The sequence below is a fragment of the Gordonia asplenii genome (assembly GCF_012933505.1).
GTDB classification, from domain to species: Bacteria; Actinomycetota; Actinomycetes; order Mycobacteriales; family Mycobacteriaceae; genus Gordonia; species Gordonia asplenii.
Genome location: NZ_JABBNB010000041.1, coordinates 28,305 through 44,219 on the forward strand (window position 1 = coordinate 28,305; position 15,915 = coordinate 44,219).

Annotated in this window: 14 protein-coding genes; 9 read left to right on the forward strand and 5 right to left on the reverse strand. The window is 65.7% G+C overall.

The features are described from left to right. Positions 1-49: 49 nt before the first annotated feature. From HH308_RS26600 to HH308_RS26610, 3 genes are all read left to right on the forward strand, one after another. Positions 50-1,204 carry an acetyl-CoA C-acetyltransferase gene (locus HH308_RS26600; RefSeq protein WP_170197304.1) on the forward strand — a complete coding sequence of 385 codons (1,155 nt, stop codon included), beginning with the start codon at positions 50-52 and terminating at the stop codon, positions 1,202-1,204. Between the two features lie 431 nt (positions 1,205-1,635). Next, the gene (locus HH308_RS26605; protein WP_170197305.1) at positions 1,636-3,144 is read left to right on the forward strand and encodes an aldehyde dehydrogenase family protein; all 1,509 of its coding nucleotides are present in this window, start codon (positions 1,636-1,638) and stop codon (positions 3,142-3,144) included. A gap of 121 nt (positions 3,145-3,265) precedes the next feature. Next, on the forward strand, positions 3,266-3,880 hold the full coding sequence (locus HH308_RS26610; RefSeq protein ID WP_170197306.1) for a TetR/AcrR family transcriptional regulator: 615 nt from the start codon (positions 3,266-3,268) through the stop codon (positions 3,878-3,880). A 721-nt stretch (positions 3,881-4,601) separates the two neighbouring features. Here HH308_RS26610 and HH308_RS26615 read toward each other — a convergent pair. Then, entirely contained in the window at positions 4,602-5,744 is a 1,143-nt protein-coding gene (locus HH308_RS26615; RefSeq protein ID WP_170197307.1) for a class I SAM-dependent methyltransferase, read from the reverse strand. Positions 5,745-5,984: 240 nt separating this feature from the next. On the opposite strand from HH308_RS26615, the gene HH308_RS26620 reads away from it, so the two are divergent. Together HH308_RS26620 and HH308_RS26625 are read left to right on the forward strand one after the other, a co-directional pair. Continuing rightward, positions 5,985-6,863 carry an SGNH/GDSL hydrolase family protein gene (locus HH308_RS26620; protein WP_170197308.1) on the forward strand — a complete coding sequence of 293 codons (879 nt, stop codon included), beginning with the start codon at positions 5,985-5,987 and terminating at the stop codon, positions 6,861-6,863. 38 nt (positions 6,864-6,901) lie between these two features. Beyond that, positions 6,902-8,020: a GGDEF domain-containing protein gene (locus tag HH308_RS26625; RefSeq protein WP_170197309.1), complete on the forward strand. Its 1,119-nt coding sequence runs from the start codon at positions 6,902-6,904 to the stop codon at positions 8,018-8,020. Positions 8,021-8,118: 98 nt separating this feature from the next. Here HH308_RS26625 and HH308_RS26630 read toward each other — a convergent pair whose 3' ends face one another. Genes HH308_RS26630 through echA20 form a run of 4 tightly spaced genes read right to left on the reverse strand, consistent with a single transcriptional unit; the run spans position 8,119 to position 11,670 of the window. Then, a complete protein-coding gene (locus tag HH308_RS26630) occupies positions 8,119-9,222 on the reverse strand; it encodes an NAD(P)H-dependent flavin oxidoreductase (RefSeq protein WP_170197310.1) in 1,104 nt (367 codons plus the stop codon). A gap of 26 nt (positions 9,223-9,248) precedes the next feature. Further along, a complete protein-coding gene (locus HH308_RS26635; RefSeq protein ID WP_170197311.1) occupies positions 9,249-10,001 on the reverse strand; it encodes a CoA-transferase subunit beta in 753 nt (250 codons plus the stop codon). Next, positions 9,998-10,912 (reverse strand): CoA transferase subunit A, encoded by a 915-nt coding sequence (locus HH308_RS26640; RefSeq protein ID WP_376767286.1) that lies wholly within the window; start codon positions 10,910-10,912, stop codon positions 9,998-10,000. Before HH308_RS26640 ends, HH308_RS26635 begins: the two co-directional genes overlap by 4 nt. After that, positions 10,909-11,670, reverse strand: a complete 762-nt coding sequence (echA20, locus tag HH308_RS26645) for a (7aS)-7a-methyl-1,5-dioxo-2,3,5,6,7,7a-hexahydro-1H-indene-carboxyl-CoA hydrolase (protein WP_170197312.1) — start codon at positions 11,668-11,670, stop codon at positions 10,909-10,911. Before echA20 ends, HH308_RS26640 begins: the two co-directional genes overlap by 4 nt. 70 nt (positions 11,671-11,740) lie before the next feature. On the opposite strand from echA20, the gene HH308_RS26650 reads away from it, so the two are divergent. From HH308_RS26650 to HH308_RS26665, 4 genes are all read left to right on the forward strand, one after another. After that, entirely contained in the window at positions 11,741-12,535 is a 795-nt protein-coding gene (locus HH308_RS26650; protein WP_170197313.1) for an SDR family oxidoreductase, read from the forward strand. A 44-nt stretch (positions 12,536-12,579) separates the two neighbouring features. Further along, positions 12,580-13,473: an SDR family oxidoreductase gene (locus HH308_RS26655; protein ID WP_170197314.1), complete on the forward strand. Its 894-nt coding sequence runs from the start codon at positions 12,580-12,582 to the stop codon at positions 13,471-13,473. Continuing rightward, positions 13,470-13,841, forward strand: coding sequence for a DUF8021 domain-containing protein (locus HH308_RS26660; protein ID WP_170197315.1), 372 nt, complete (start codon positions 13,470-13,472; stop codon positions 13,839-13,841). Before HH308_RS26655 ends, HH308_RS26660 begins: the two co-directional genes overlap by 4 nt. Before the next feature lie 472 nt (positions 13,842-14,313). Beyond that, a protein-coding gene (locus tag HH308_RS26665; RefSeq protein WP_170197316.1) for an IS3 family transposase occupies positions 14,314-15,608 on the forward strand; the annotation gives its coding sequence in 2 pieces (ribosomal slippage) (positions 14,314-14,593 and positions 14,593-15,608; 1,296 coding nt in all). Positions 15,609-15,915: the final 307 nt, after the last annotated feature.

The following is a 15,915-nucleotide window of genomic DNA, read 5'->3' on the forward strand; positions in this document are numbered from 1 at the left end:
TCCCGTCGCTGCGCTCGCCCCCGTCACCGAAGATCAAGGGAGTCAACACATGTCAACCCCACAGGCCTACATCGTCGACGCCGTGCGCACCCCCGTCGGCAAGCGCAACGGGTCACTCGCGAAAGTGCACCCCGCCGACCTCGGCGCCCACGTCATCAACGCCATCCTCGACCGCACCGGGGTCGACCCCGACGTCGTCGACGACGTCGTGTTCGGCTGCGTCGACACCGTCGGGCCGCAGGCGGGCAACATCGCCCGTACCGCGTGGCTGACCGCCGGGCAACCCCTCGGCGTACCCGGCACCACTGTCGACCGGCAGTGCGGATCGTCGCAGCAGGCAATCCATTTCGCCGCGCAGGGAGTCATGAGCGGCACCCAAGACGTCGTGCTCGCCGGCGGCGTCCAGAACATGTCGGCCATCCCGATCAGCCAGGCGATGATCGCCGGACGTGAACTCGGCTTCACCACGCCGACCGCTGAGTCTCCCGGCTGGACCGAGCGTTTCGGCGACGTCGAGATCTCCCAGTTCGTCGGCGCGGACATGATGGCGAAGAAGTGGGACATCACCCGCCTCGACATGGAGCAGTGGGCCCTGCAGTCGCACGAGCGTGCACGCGCTGCCATCGCCGCCGGGCGATTCGACAACGAGTACGTCGCGCTCGGCGACTGCGTCGTGGACGAATGCCCCCGGGAAACGTCGCTGGCGAAGATGGCGTCGCTCAACGTGCTCGCCGAGGGGTCGGATCTGACCGCGGCCGTCGCATCGCAGATCTGCGATGGTGCGTCGGCGACGCTGGTGGTCTCCGAAGCTGCGCTGAAGCGCTACGGGCTCACTCCGCGCGCCCGAATTCACCACATCTCGGTGCGCGGCGACGACCCGGTCATGATGCTGTCGGCGCCGATCCCCGCGACCAAGTACGCGCTGGAGAAGAGCGGCATGAGCATCGACGACATCGACGTCGTCGAGATCAACGAAGCGTTCGCGCCCGTCGTGCTCGCCTGGCTGAAAGAGACCGATGCCGATCCGTCGAAGGTCAACCCGAACGGCGGTGGCATCGCGCTCGGTCATCCGCTGGGCGCCACCGGCGCAAAGCTGTTCGCGACGCTTCTCAACGAGTTGGAGCGCACTGGCGGCCGCTATGGCCTACAGACCATGTGCGAGGGCGGCGGCACCGCCAACGTGACGATCATCGAACGCCTGTAGGAAATGGCGCCGTCGCGCCGCGGTTGAGTGTGCTGATTGCAATCGGTCCCGACGTTGCTGCCGAGGGAGCCGGGCCCCTTGCTGCCGCTGAGCGTGCTGATTGCAATCGTCCCCCGACGTTGCCGCCGAGGGAGCGGGCCCTCGCCGCACCTGAGGTCGCTGATTGCAATCGTCCCCCGACGTTGCAGCTGGGGGAGCCGGCCCCTCGCCGCGGCTGAGCGTGCTGATTGCAATCGGTCCCGACGTTGCCGCCGGGGGAGCCCGCCCCTCGCCGCGCCTGAGGTCGCTGATTGCAATCGTCCGTAGGCCAAACCCAACCCCGCGCGCTAAACTGGCAACGCCTGTGTCCACATTGCATCGACTTTGCGCATACAATGTTGGAACACTTGTAAGAAACTGTTCCAATCAATGTCGAGCAAGGGGAACGACCCATGACCAAACCAGCCGAAGCAGGTACCGCGACTACGGGGCGAGTGTCCTCCGAGGATCGCACGCTTGCCGAACTGCTCGAGATCCAACAGGCCGCGTACCTGCGCGACGGCATCCCCGACCTGCGCACCCGCATCGACCGGATCAACCGACTGCAGGCGCTCCTGCTCGACAACGCCGACGAGATCACCGAGGCGCTCACCGCCGACTTCGGGTCGCGACCCGCGGACCTGTCCATCGCCGCCGACGTCGCCGGCTGCATGATCGATCTCACCCATCAACGCCGCTCGGTCGGCAAGTGGATGGCCGAGACCAACGTGGCCAAGCTGCAGGGACTGCTCGGCTTCAAGCAACGACTGCGTCACGACCCGCTCGGCGTCGTCGGCATCATGGGCCCGTGGAACTTCCCGCTCCAGCTCACCTTCGTACCGGCCGGCGCAGCGTTCGCCGCGGGCAACCGCGTTCTGATGCGGCCGTCGTCGATCACCGGCAAGACCACCGCCGTCATCGCCAAGCACGCCCCCGATTACTTCTCCATCGAGGAACTCGCGATCATCACCAACAAGCACGGCGGCGGTTCCGACTTCGCCAAGCTCAAGGTCGACCACATGTTCTTCACCGGGTCACCCGAGGTGGGCGCGTCCGTTGCGGCTGAGGCCGGCAAGAACCTCGTGCCGGTGACCCTCGAGCTCGGCGGCAAGAACCCCGCCATCGTCGACCCCGACGCCGACATCTCCAAGGCTGCGAAGTTCCTCGCCGACGCTCGCATGGTCAACGGTGGACAGGTCTGCCTGTGCCCCGACTACGTCTTCGTCCCCGAATCGAAGGTCGGCGAATTCTCCGACAAGGTCATCGAACGGTGGAGGAACAACTTCCCGACGATCGCTCACAACGGCGAGTACACCTCGACCGTCAACGAGAAGAACTACACCCGCATCGTCGGTCTCATCGACGACGCCGTGGAGCTCGGTGCGACGAAGCGCCAGGTGATTCCGGCCGGTGAAACGCTGCCCGACGCGCAAGCGCGCAAGATTCCGCCGACCCTGCTCACCGACGTCAAGGCCGGCATGAAGATCGAGGAGGATGAAGTGTTCGGGCCGGTGCTCACCGTCTACCCCTACCGGGAGATCGGCGAGGCCATCGACCAGATCAATTCGCACCCACACCCGCTCACCCTGTACTGGGTCGGCGACGACAACGACAATCTCAAGACGGTCGCCGACAGCACCCGTAGCGGTTCGATCAGTGGCAACGACTTCGCCCTGCATCTGCTCAGTGCCCACCTGCCGTTCGGCGGCGTCGGACGCAGCGGCATGGGCAACTACCACGGCAAGTTCGGTTTCGAAACGTTCAGTCACGCACGTGCGGTCACCGTTTCGACGCTGCCGATCAACTTCGCCGAACTCATGTCGCCTCCGTTCACCGCGCGCGACAAGAAGATGACCGAAGTTCAGATGAAGATGTGGCGCCGCTGGAACGCGAAGTCATCGCGGCGCAACGCTAAGCGCTGATCGGATCTCAGCCAGATCGAAAGCCGCCCTCCAACGCCGTGGAGGGCGGCTTCATTGGTGTCCGACGGTACTTTACGATCCCGAACGCAAAACCAAGCAAGTGCTTGGTAGGATTGTGTCCATGGCAAAGGCACCGGCAGGAACAAGCCGTCGCGACGAACTCTTGACGATGGCGGGACGCATGTTCGCCGAGCAGGGGCTCCGCTCGACGACAGTACGCGACATCGCCGACGCCGCGGGCATCCTGTCCGGCAGTCTCTACCACCATTTCGACTCCAAGGAGGCGATGGTGGACGAACTCCTGCGCGGATTCCTCGACTCGTTGTTCGCGCGGTACCAAGAGATCGCGTCCGCACAGTCGTCGGCGGCCGATACGCTGCGACAGTTGGTGGTCGCGTCCTTCGAGGCGATCGACGCGGATCATCATGCCGTCGCGATCTACCAAGACGAGGCCAAACGCCTTGCCGGACAAGAACGTTTCGCCTACATCGGCGAGCGCAACCAGGAGTTCCGTCAGCTGTGGCATTCCGTCCTCGCGCGCGGAGTCGCCGACGGCGAGTTCCGCTCCGATCTCAACATCGAACTGGTCTACCGCTTCATGCGCGATACCGTGTGGGTCGCGGTCCGGTGGTACCGGCCGGGCGGTGCGATGTCGGTCGATCAGATCGCCGAACAATATCTGTCGGTCGTACTCGACGGGATTCTCTCGCACAGCCCCGACGGAAGCTCGGAGTGAACCCAACGCGAACATGGTCATCGATCTGCATTACCGCCACGTCGATCCGCGTCGCTGAGATGACAGGCTTCGCGCCCGGAGCGTCGGGTCTGCAGCAGTCCCATCGCGACTTTCCATCCGTCGCCGGGCGCACCGACGATGAGGTCGGGATGGGATTTCGGTGTGCTGCCCCGTTTTCTGAGCCAGGGGCTTCTACGGCGGTACGATTCGCTGATTGAGCCTAGCCGAAGCGCCCCTCCCGTTGATTGAGCCTAGGCTCAACCGAGCCGCAGCGCCCCTCCCGTTGATCCTGGATCCAGCGGCCGAAGCGCCCCTCCCGTTGATTGAGCGAGCGTAGCGAGTCGAAATCGTCGTGACACCAAAGGCGTTGGGTACGTGGGGATTTGCCCGCACATCCTGGCTTCTCGCTGCGGTGGTTCCTTCACACTGTGTTCGTCGAACACCTACGGCGGTAACCTGCAAATACGGCGGCAGCCACCGCCGTAGGAGGGGATTGCCGCCGTGGGAGTTCGGCTACTGCACAGTGCGAGCGCCCCCGCCGTCGACGATGCGGGCGTCGTCGGGTACGTGACTCGGGCTCCTGGGCGGAGCCCGCGACCTGCTCACCTACCTTCGGAACTCGAAACCACCACCGCAGACCAACGAAACCGACTGTGCCACAGCAATTTTTAGCAGCACCCGTCGCTCAACCGGCGGCGGGAGCAGCAATCTGCAGGCTCAATCAGACGCGTCTCGACGCTGTGACGGTGAATTTGGGGTTACGGGCGATCTGCCGCGTCGGCCCGACGATACGTTCCAGCGCACCCCGATAGCGCAGGTGTGAATTCCATACGCACCACAACTCGCCGCCGGGTGCCAAAACCCGTGCGGCATCAGCGAATAGGTGAGTCGCGATGCCCGTCGACAATGCCGCATCGGCGTGAAACGGGGGATTGAGAACGATCAACTCGGCGCTCGCGTCGTCGAGGTGCTCGAGGCCGTCGGCCTGCACGACGTCGACGCGTCCGCCGACGCCGTTCGCCGTCGCGGTCAAGCGCGCCGACGCCACCGCGGCCGCCGACCGATCACACGCCGACACCAGAATCGTCGGGCGGCGCATCGCCAACCACGCTCCGACGATCCCGTTCCCGCAGGCCAGATCGACTGCGCCCGACGCCGACGGCACCGCGGCGTCGAGCTGCTCCAGGAGGAACCTGGTGCCGACGTCGACCTTCGTTCCGGCGAAGACACCGCCATGGGCCACCAACGTGAGACCGAGATCGGAATGCGGGGCGCGTTGCGGCCACCGCGATTCGACGCCGGGCAACGGTCCGGTCGCCGTCAGCACCCGCGACTTCTGGCGTGCGTGGCTCACGTCGACGCGTGAGAAGTATGTCCGCAGAACATCATTCATCGCCGGGGACATGTGCTTGATCCGTCCGCCGGCAAACACGTGAACGGCGGGATCGGCGTACCGGCCGATGAGGCCGGCCACCTCGTCGAGACGACCGAGCGAGCGGGGAAGGCGCAGCAGAACCACCGTCGCGCCGTCGACGAGTTCGGGGGTGAGCGGCCCCGACCGCGCCGCCCCGCCGAGATCCAAGCGGGCAGCGTTCTCGCTCAACGCTCGCTCACCGGTCACCAGGTCCTGATGAACACGCACGTCTGACCCGCCAGCGTCGACGACACTCAAGGCCAGCGCTCCGTAACTGTCATCGATAACCACCGTCGTCCCCGCAGGTGCGGCACTGATCGACGACGCCGCTTCGTCGAGGATCAGCCGATCCGCGGCGTCGTACGCAGACAGCCCGGGTCCCTCGACGTCGGGGTGTCGTCGTAGCGTGCGCAAATCCACTGCGACGACGTTACCGGTCGCCGTGACCATCTGAACTTCCGAAAGGGTGCGAATGTCGGACTTCGACGTGGGAGTTGCGTCCAGGAGTTGTATCGCCGTCGATCTCCTCGACGACGTGATGGCCGCCGAGATTCGACGCCGTGCCGCGCGTCACAATCGCCCGCGTGGCGCGTAGCCGGTTTCGGATTCTCGGGTAACGGTTTGATAGATTTGGGCGTGCCCCGGATTACGCGACTGCTTCTCGCCTGCGTATTCGTCGTTATCGCGACAGTGACCACCGCATTCGCCGGGGAGATTCCCAAGCCTGTTCCGGTGGGCTTGCGCGTCGGTGCGACCTATGTCGCGATGGGCAGTTCGTACGCGGCGGGCCCGGGTATCGCACCCGTCGTCGACCACGGGTGTTGGCGGTCCGGCCGCAACTACCCTCACCAGGTGGCGGCCGCACTGCGGCTTCGACTGGTCGACGTGACCTGCTCCGGTGCGACGACGGCGGACGTCATCTCCCGACGCCAATTCCTCCGCCGGTCCCATCGGTATCTGCCCCTGCAGATCGACGCGGTCTCGGCGTCGACGAAGGTGGTGACCATCACCGTCGGCGGCAACGACATCGACTACATCGGCCGGATGACCGCCGAAAGCTGTCGCGGCGCGGTCGGCGCGATACCGGGCGGCGACGCCGTCGGTGAGATCGCGGGCCGCGCCTGCGGTGCCGCCATCGATCCGCAACGCGGAGCACGCCGGTCGGTGACGCTCCGGCAGGTCGAGAACGCGCTGATCGACATCGTGGCGGGTGTCCACCAGCGTGCGCCGGGGGCCAAAGTCTTTCTCGTGCAATACCTTCCGGTGCTGAACGACGACGGGTCGACATGCGTGACCGTCCCGTTGCCCGGTAACCGCGCCGCCGAACTCGCCGCTGAGTACCGCCGATTGGTCCGGGTCACCGCGGTCGCCGCGGCCCGATCCGGGGCGACCCTGGTCGGCGCACCCAACGGGCACCGCGCGTGCGATCTGCTCCCGTGGGTCTCCGGCTTCCAGCTCGGCAACCCGTACGCGGGCGGGGCGATTCCGTATCACCCGAACGAATGGGGCGCCACCGCGCAGGCCGCCGAGGTCATCGCCGCGGTGCTGCGGGTCACCGGCCGGAAGTAGGGTCTGGCGGCCGACCTCGGCCGCTACTATCGGATCCTGTGCCCCGACTGTCAACGCCGACGCTGACGTCGCTGTTGCGGGCGCTGTTCGACGGCGAGCAATGGCGTCGTGCGGGACGGGCGGAGTACAGATTCGCGACGAATGCGCTGCGCTGGGTCGGCGGATCGCAGACAATGCTGCGCTGGGCGATAGCGATGCTGTGTCTGACTGTGGCCGTCCTGGGTGCGGGGATGCAGTTTCATCCGTACGGCCCACACGGCCCACTGATGCGAACCATTCAAGTGGTGGTGCTCATCAGTGCGCTTGTCGTCGGTGTGCTGTGGGTGAGCCTGCCGTGGCCGTCGTACCGGATGGCTCTCGCCTTCGCGGTGTGGGCCGACGTCGCGGTCACCGTCGGTGCCGCGGTGCTGTCGAGCCCGGAGGCCCGGTTGCTTGCGACAATCCACATGGGGATGGTCGGACTGTTCGTCGGTTTTCTTCTGGGCTGGCGCGTCCTGTTGGTGCACTGCGGATTTTGTGTGCTGGTCATCACGGCACTCACCGTGTGGGGAATTCACGACGGAATGTCAGCTTCGCTGCTCTACGTCATCGTCGCGCCCGCACTCTCCACGGTCGTCGGCATCCCGATGATGGTGCAGGCGGTGGTCGAGGGCGGCCGGATCGGGTTGCGGCGGATTACCGGTCAGTCACTGCTTGATCCCCTCACCAAATTGCTCAACCGGCGTGGCCTCGACGAGTACACCAAATCGTTGACGGCCCGGGTCGATCCGCCGCACTGGCTGGTCGTCATCGTGGTCGATCTCGACGGTTTCAAACGGTTCAACGACGACAACGGTCATGCTCGCGGCGACGCCTTGCTGCGGCGGGCCGCGAGGATTCTGAGCGACGGCGTCACCGACGGGCGAGTCGCGCGCGTCGGCGGCGACGAGTTCATCGCCGTAGCGGCAGCGTCGAGCACCTCCGACATCGACGCGATGGCGGCGTCATGTTTGTTCACGCTCGACGGTCCCCACGATCATTCGGTCACCGCGAGTGTGGGCGTCGCAGCGGCACACTGGAATTCGCAGCCGCTCGCCGACCTCTACGACGCGGCCGATGCCGCGATGTACCGGGCGAAACGTGCCGGGCGCTCGCGCGTGGAGACGACCATTCTGTAGTCCGGCCGATCCGCCTTAGGGGGTGTCCCCCAATTCCCTTATGCCCCGTCGCTGCGCTCGCGCCGGCGACGCCTCGCAGAAGAATTGGGAGACTACACCTAGCCGAAGCGCCGCAACGACTCCAACCGTTCGTGCGCCCCGGTCATGATCGACTGGATCAGCGCATCGCAACTGGGCAGGTCGTCGATCATGCCGACCACCTGACCCGACGCCAGCACACCCGCCTCCGTATTGCCTTCCACCAGACCGGCTTTGAGCAGCATCGGGGTGTTTCCGGCCATGATGATCTGCTGCCAGGTCCGCTCGCCGGAACGCTTCATCGACGCCCCGTCGCGCAGCATGGTGGTCCAGCGCATGCCGGTCAGTTGTTTGAAGTCGTTCGCATTGCGTGCCGCGGCCACCAAAGCCTTTGCCTTGCTGCCACTTTCGAGAGCATCGACCAACTGAGTACGCAGTACGCGGTGCGGCATGCCGTCGACCTTCGTCGATACGACAGTATCGGCCAGCCCCCGCCGCAGGTACTCGCGCTTGACGCTGTCGGGGACCGCGCTGTCGCTCGTGAGCAGGAACCGCGTTCCCATCGCAACTCCTTCGGCACCGTAGGCCAGCGCTGCCACCAAACCGCGGCCGTCGAAGAAGCCGCCCGCCGCGACCACGGGAATCGTGGTGCCGCCGTTGCCGTTCGAGATCGCGTCGATCACCGACGGCAGCAGCAACGTGGTCGCTACCTGACCGGTGTGCCCGCCGCCCTCGCCGCCCTGCACGATCACCGCGTCGGCGCCCCAGCCGGCCACCTTGACCGCGTGCTTGGCTGCCCCGATCGACGGAATGACCACTACGCCATTGTCTTTCAGCTTCGCGATCAGCTCCTGCTTAGGAGCCAAGGCAAATGATGCGACCTTGACGTTCTCCCGAATCACCAAGTCGATCCGGTCGGCCGCGTCGGTGGCGTCGGCCCGCATGTTCACCCCGAACGGCTTGTCGGTCAACGACTTCGTCTTCTTGATCGCCGCCTCGAGCTCGGCGAAGGTCATCGTCGCCGACGCCAGGATGCCCAGGCCGCCCGCGTTGGCGGTGGCCGCTGTCAGTGCGGGACCGGACACCCAGCCCATGCCGGTCTGCACGACGGGGTATTCGATGCCGACGAGGTCGGTGAAGCGGGTGGGCAGTGTCGCCGCGCGCTGAAGACCTTCGGGGGGCAAATGGGGGGCGTGACCCCCATTCGAGGTCACTTGACTTCTCGATTCCGAACACCGTTGGGGTCCAGCACTTCCCGGATCAACCGGAGCTCCTCATCCGACGGCGTTCTGGTGACCGGAGCCGAATTCAGTTCGGCTACTTCGAAACTCGTGTTCTCGGCGACGTCGGCGGCGTCGACGCCGGGGTGCAGCGACAGCGCCCGCATGGTGTGGCCCGGGCCGCCGAAATCGAAGACGCCCAGGTTGGTGACCACCCGGTGGATGTTCAGATCGTCGAAGGCCGGATTGTCGGCGTCGACCCTGTCGAAGCCGACGCCGGAAACGACGTCGACATCGCCGAACACCCGCGCGCTATGCCGTGCCACCCAGTAGCTGGTGGGGTGATTGACCGTGTTGCCGGGCGCGCCGCGGACGCCGAACATCTGCCGCGTCGGCTTCTGCAGTGGGCCGAAGGCGGACAGGTTCTGGTTGCCGTGCCGATCGATCTGGTTGGCGCCCATGACGACGTGGCGGCGGCCCGAGGCGACGACGTCGAACACCTTGCGGAACGGCATCCAGCCCTCGATCGGCCCGTTCTTCCCGATGCCCGGCGTGTCGGCGAAGATCAGTGCCTCACCGTCGGTGATCAACAGGTCGGGCTCGGTGGTGAGCCGGGCCAGTCGCGCGCCGAGCAGCGGTGTCGGGGCCATCGGCGACGCCATGATTTCACCTGCGCCGGAGAAGATGTCGGCGCAGGAGATGACGCAGTACTCGGCACGAGTAATGGTGTCCGGGGAGCTCACTTGGACTCCTTCTGCTCGGCCGCCCAGGCGGCGATCTCGGTCTGATAGGTCGCCTCGTCGACGTCGAGGAAACGGTTTTTGAAGGCCGCCCAGGTGGCCGGGTCTTTGGCCGACTCGACGTAGAACTGCTGAAAGCGCTCGTCGCGACCGTAGGATCCGGCGAAGGTGAAGTGGGCACCGCCAGGCGCCTCGACAACCCGGTCGACGTTCATCCGGTTGAGTAGAAGTCGTTGCGTGGGAAGGGTTTCCACCAGTTCCGCGGTGGACACCAGCCGGTCGGTCTCCAGGTAGCGGCGCTTCGCCGCGGCCAGGTACAGGTCGTCGAAATACGGGTCGACGCCGGTGTAGCCGGCGTTGCCGTGCTTGTCGGCGAGGTCGAGGTGTACGAATGCGGCGTCGAGCGTCAACGCGGGCATCGCGATCAGTGTCTGCGTACGGCCGTCGGCATCCGGATACGGGGAGGTGACCGTCTTGAGTTCACCCTCCCAGAAGTTGACGACGTCGGAGCCCAGGCCGGCGCGGATCGGCAGGAACGGCACCCGGGCGGCGGCCGCCTCCAGGCCGCATTTGACCATGCCCTCGTCCATCTCGCGGGCCTCGATGCTTCCGGTCGTGCGGGCCGCGGCGAACCACGGATCGTAGAACGGCGCCGAGTCCAACGATACGAATCCGTAGTAAGCGCGCCTGACTTTTCCTGCGGCACAGAGCAATCCGAGGTCGGGGCCGCCATAGGTCACGACGGTCAGATCCGTCACCGACGACCGCGCGATCGCCCGGACCAGAGCCATCGGCTTGCGTCGCGACCCCCACCCGCCGATGCCGATGGTCATGCCGTCGGACAACTCGGCGACGATCTCGTCGAGCGTCGAGGTCTTGTCGGTCTTGCTGGGAGGAGCAGTCACTGAAGTCACTTGGCGCCCTTCGCCTTTCCGGTCTCCACAAATGCGTCACGGTGCTCGTCGGCGACGCCGGCGAGGTTCAGTTCGTATGTGTAGCGCTGTTCGAGCAGGTAGCTGGTCTTCACGTCGACGGGGTCGATGTTGTTGATCGCGGCCTTCGCGGCGCGGATCACCCGGGTGTCTTTGGCGGCGATGCTGCGCGCGAGCACCAGTGCGGCGTCGAGCAATTCGTCGCGCGGGACCACTTTGTAGACCGAGCCGAAATGGTGCAGTTGCTGGGCGGTCGCGTTCTGCGCCGTGTAGTACAGGGTCCGCATCATGTGTTGGGGAACCAGCCGCGCGAGGTGAGTCGCCGCGCCGAGTGCGCCGCGGTCCACTTCGGGCAGACCGAACACGGCGTCGTCGGAGGCGACGATGACGTCGGCGTTGCCGACCAGTCCGATGCCGCCGCCGACGCAGAATCCGTTGACCGCGACGATCACCGGAACCTCGCAGTCGTAGACGGCGGAGAATGCGGCGGCACAACCCTTGTTGGCGTCGATCAGAGCGCCGAAGCCCTCGGTGGCCTGCATTTCTTTGATGTCGACGCCCGCATTGAAGCCGCGTCCCTCGGCGCGCAGGATCACGACCGACGTCTCCGGGTCGGCACCGGCGGCCAGGACGGTGTCGGCCAACTCGAACCATGCCGCGCTGGGCAGTGCGTTGACCGGCGGATAGTCCATCGTGACGACGGCGATGCCGGGTTCGTCACGGGTTGTGGTGATCGGCACTCGGTTCTCCTTGGACGGTGATGATCGGACCAACCAAGCAAGTGCTTGGTTGTTTGGTAGGGTAGCACTCATGTCGAACCGAGCAAGTTCCGGAGCAACCCAGATCGACGTCGATCTGGGCCTGGCCGGTCGTGTCGTTCTGGTCACCGGCGGGGTGCGCGGCGTCGGCGCGGGAATCAGTGCCGTCCTGGCTTCGCTGGGGGCCACCCCCGTCGTGTGCGCCCGCAACGCCGTGGACACTCCCTACGAGTTCCACCGCTGCGACGTCCGCGACACCGACTCGGTGAGCGCGATGATCGATGCCGTCGCCGAGCGGCACGGTCGGCTCGACGGCGTGGTCAACAATGCGGGCGGATCGCCGTTCGCGCTGGCCGCTGACGCGTCTGACCGGTTCTCGTCAAAGATCTTCGATCTCAACCTGTTGGCTCCGCTGATCGTCGCCCGTGCCGCCAATGCTGTTATGCAGCAGCAGGATTCGGGCGGTGCGATTGTCAACATCTCGAGCGTCAGCGGACACCGGCCGTCGCCGGGAACGGCTGCCTACGGTGCGGCGAAGGCGGGCCTGGACAATCTGACGGCATCGCTCGCCATCGAATGGGCTCCCAAGGTGCGGCTGAACTCGGTCGTCAGCGGGCCGGTCGAGACCGAGCTGTCGCACCTGCACTACGGCGACGAGGCGGGTATCGCCGCCGTCGGCGCGACGATCCCGTTGGGACGCTTGGCATCTCCCGTCGACATCGGCAATGCGAGCGCATTCCTGCTCTCGCCGCTGGCCGCCTACATCAGCGGTTCGACACTGACCGTGCACGGTGGCGGGGAGAAGCCCGCCTTCCTCGACGCCGCCACCATCGACAACAAGATCTGACCGTCACGCTTTCCGAGCACTTCCGAGAGGACCTGAGAAGACCCATGAGCACGCTGAATGAAGGCCGAGCCGTCATCGTGACCGGCGCCGGTCAGGGCATCGGCCGGGCCCACGCACTGGCGTTCGCCGCCGACGGCGCGAGTGTCGTCGTCAACGACTTCAACCTCGACGCCGCGCGCGGCGTCGCCGACGAGATCGCTGCTGCCGGAGGCACAGCCGTTGCCAACGGCGCCGATGTCGCCGACTGGGACGCGGCCGCCGACCTCGTCGACACTTCCGTCCGTGAGTTCGGGCGGCTTGACACACTGGTCAACAACGCGGGCTTCCTGCGCGACAAGATGCTCGTCTCCTTCTCCGAAGAAGAATGGGATTCGGTGGTCCGTGTTCACCTCAAGGGGCACTTCGTGATGCTTCGGCATGCCGCCGCATACTGGCGAGCGCAGGCCAAGGCCGGACACACCCCACAGGCGCGGATCATCAATACCTCTTCCGGCGCAGGCATTTTCGGCTCGGTGGGGCAGGGTAACTACTCGGCGGCCAAGGCGGCCATCGCCGAGCTGACGATTCAGGCGGCGGCCGAACTAGGCGGCTACGGCGTCACCGCGAACGCCATCGCGCCGTCGGCGCGCACCCAGATGACGCTCGGCGCCGGCGACGCGATGGCGGCGCAGATGGCCGCCCCGACCGACGGTTCCTTCGACACGATGGACCCGGCGAACATCTCGCCGCTGGTCGTGTGGCTCGGATCGCCCGAGTCGGGCGGGGTCACCGGGCGCGTCTTCGAAGTGGAGGGCGGCACCGTCACGGTGCTCGACGCCTGGCAGCGCGCGGCGTCGAAGAACAAGGGATCACGCTGGGAGCCAGGCGAACTCGGCGTAGTCGTCGCTGATCTGCTGGCCAACTCGCCGCAGCCGGTCAAAGCCTACGGAGCGCGGTGAGCATCGTCGACGCCGCTGCGCGAATCGGCGCGGCGCGCGCCTACGTGGATGCGCTGGTGACGCACGATCCGTCGTCGGTGCCGCTGCATCCGGACTGCACCCGCACCGAACTCGGCGTTCGGACCGGTCGCAGCGGCGACCACATCAGGCGGAGTCTGGCCAACGGGCCGCAGTTCAAACTGATTCACGCGATCTCGGAGTTCGACGCCCGCGTCGACGACGCGGGGGTGGTCCATACGACCTACTACGTGCACGTGCACCCCAAGCCACTTCGGTTGGCCGCCAAGGTGACTGAGTCGTTCGCCGTCGACGACGCCGGTCTCATCCGGAAGCTGGTCGCGAGTTTCGGGCTACCGACGAGACGGTGATCGGGAGCGGGTTTCGGAGCGTACCCACCGGCGTTCCGAGTCTTCGGGCGTGCCCATCCGCTCCCCGAGCGGAGCGTCGGGCGTACCACGCGCTCCCCGAGTGCCGAAGTTGGCGAGTGTCGGGCGTACCTCATCCGCTCCCCGAGTGCCGAAGTTGGCGAGTGTCGGGCGTACCCCATCCGCTCCCCGAGTGCCGAAGTTGGCGAGTGTCGGGCGTATCCATCCGCTCCCCGAGTGCCGAAGCGAGCTTGCGAGCTTCGGTGTAACGAGGGGTTGGTGACTCGAGGAACCCAACTCGGGCCGAGACATATTGGGTGCGTTGGGTGTTCGCAGGGCTGCTGGGGTGGTTGCGTTCGGATGTCGGATCGCCGGCCCCTCGATACACCGAAGCTCGTTCCTCGCTTCGGCACTCGGGGTGATCCGCCCCGGAGTGTCTGGAGGTTCTCGTTGTTGGGAACGAGAGGATTGAACGATGGGTTCGCAGAGGTACGGCAGTGAGTTGCGTGAGCGTGCGGTGAAGATGGTTGCCGAGGTGCGCGGTGAGCATTCCTCGGAGTACGCGACGATCTGTCATGTGGCGGAGTTGTTGGGGATCACGACGCCGGAGACGTTGCGCAAGTGGGTGCGTCAGGATCAGGTCGATTCGGGAGATCGTGCGGGGACGTCGACGGCGGAGGCTGAGCAGATCCGGGCGTTGAAACGTGAAGTGGCAGAACTGAAAAGGGCGAACGGCATCTTGAAAGCGGCGTCGGCTTTCTTTGCGGCCGAGCTCGACCGGCCACACCGGTAATCGTTGAATTCATCCGCGCTCACCGGGGTCACCGGGTGGGCGCGGATGGTCTTATCTGGGGTGTCGAGTCGATCTGCGCCGTGCTGACCGAGCACGGCATGGCGATCGCCCCATCAACATTCTATGACTTCCTCACCCGCGGCCCGTCGGCCCGAGATTGGTCAGATGCATTGACTATCAACATGATTCACGATCTACGTACGGAGCATTGGTTGTTCAAGGTGCTCGGCGCCCGCAAAACCTGGGTGGTGCTGACCTCCCGCGGTCACCGGGTGGCCCGCTGCACGGTGGAACGGCTGATGCGGCTGATGGGGTGGCATGGGGCACTCAAACGCCGCACCGTGCGTACCACCCGCCCCGATCGCAGTCATGAGCGCGCCCCTGATCATGTGCACCGCCGGTTCCTGGCCCCGGCGCCGGATCAGTTATGGGTGGCCGACTTCACCTACTGCCGGACCGCATCGGGGTGGGTGTACACCGCGTTCATCACCGACGTGTTCGCGCGGCGGATCGTGGGCTGGAAGTGCGCCACGTCGATGACCGAGTCGCTCGTACGAGCCGCTCTGGACTACGCCCTGCATGAGCGGATGCGCAGTGGGACAACAGATTTCAGTTCTCTGACTCATCATTCGGATGCGGGGTCACAGTACACGGCGCTCGCGTTCTCGACCGCGTTGGCCGATCGGGGGATCACCCCGTCGATCGGGTCGATCGGCGACAGTTACGACAACGCGTTGGCCGAGTCGATCAACTCCAGCTACAAGACCGAGCTCGTGGAGTTCGGTGACGTCGTCTGGGCTGGCCTACCGGACCTGCAGATCGGTACCGCCGAATGGGTGCACTGGTACAACCACAAACGCCCCAACGGGTTCTGCAACCACCTCACACCCGCTCACGCTGAACGGGTCTACTACGATCATCACCAGACGTTGGGAACGTCGACCAAGTCTGACCAGCAGGATCAGACTTCCGCCTGAGAGACTCTCCAGGAAACCCGGGGCGGTTCAGGGAGCGGGGGATACACCGCTTCGGCACTCGGCCTGGATTCACCGACGGCAGGCCCGCTCCGCTGGTTGAGCCGTGAGGAGCGTTAGCGACGAACGTGTCGAAACCATGGTGAGACAATGGATTTCGGTGAGTCGTTGCAGGCCAAGACGGCGGCATCAGCGCGACCGTCGGATGCACCTGTGGGCGAACGTCGGGCGTACCCATCCGCTCCCCGAGTGTCGTTGTAGATGAGTGTCGGGCGTACCCATCCGCTCCCCGAGTTCCGAAGCGAGCTTG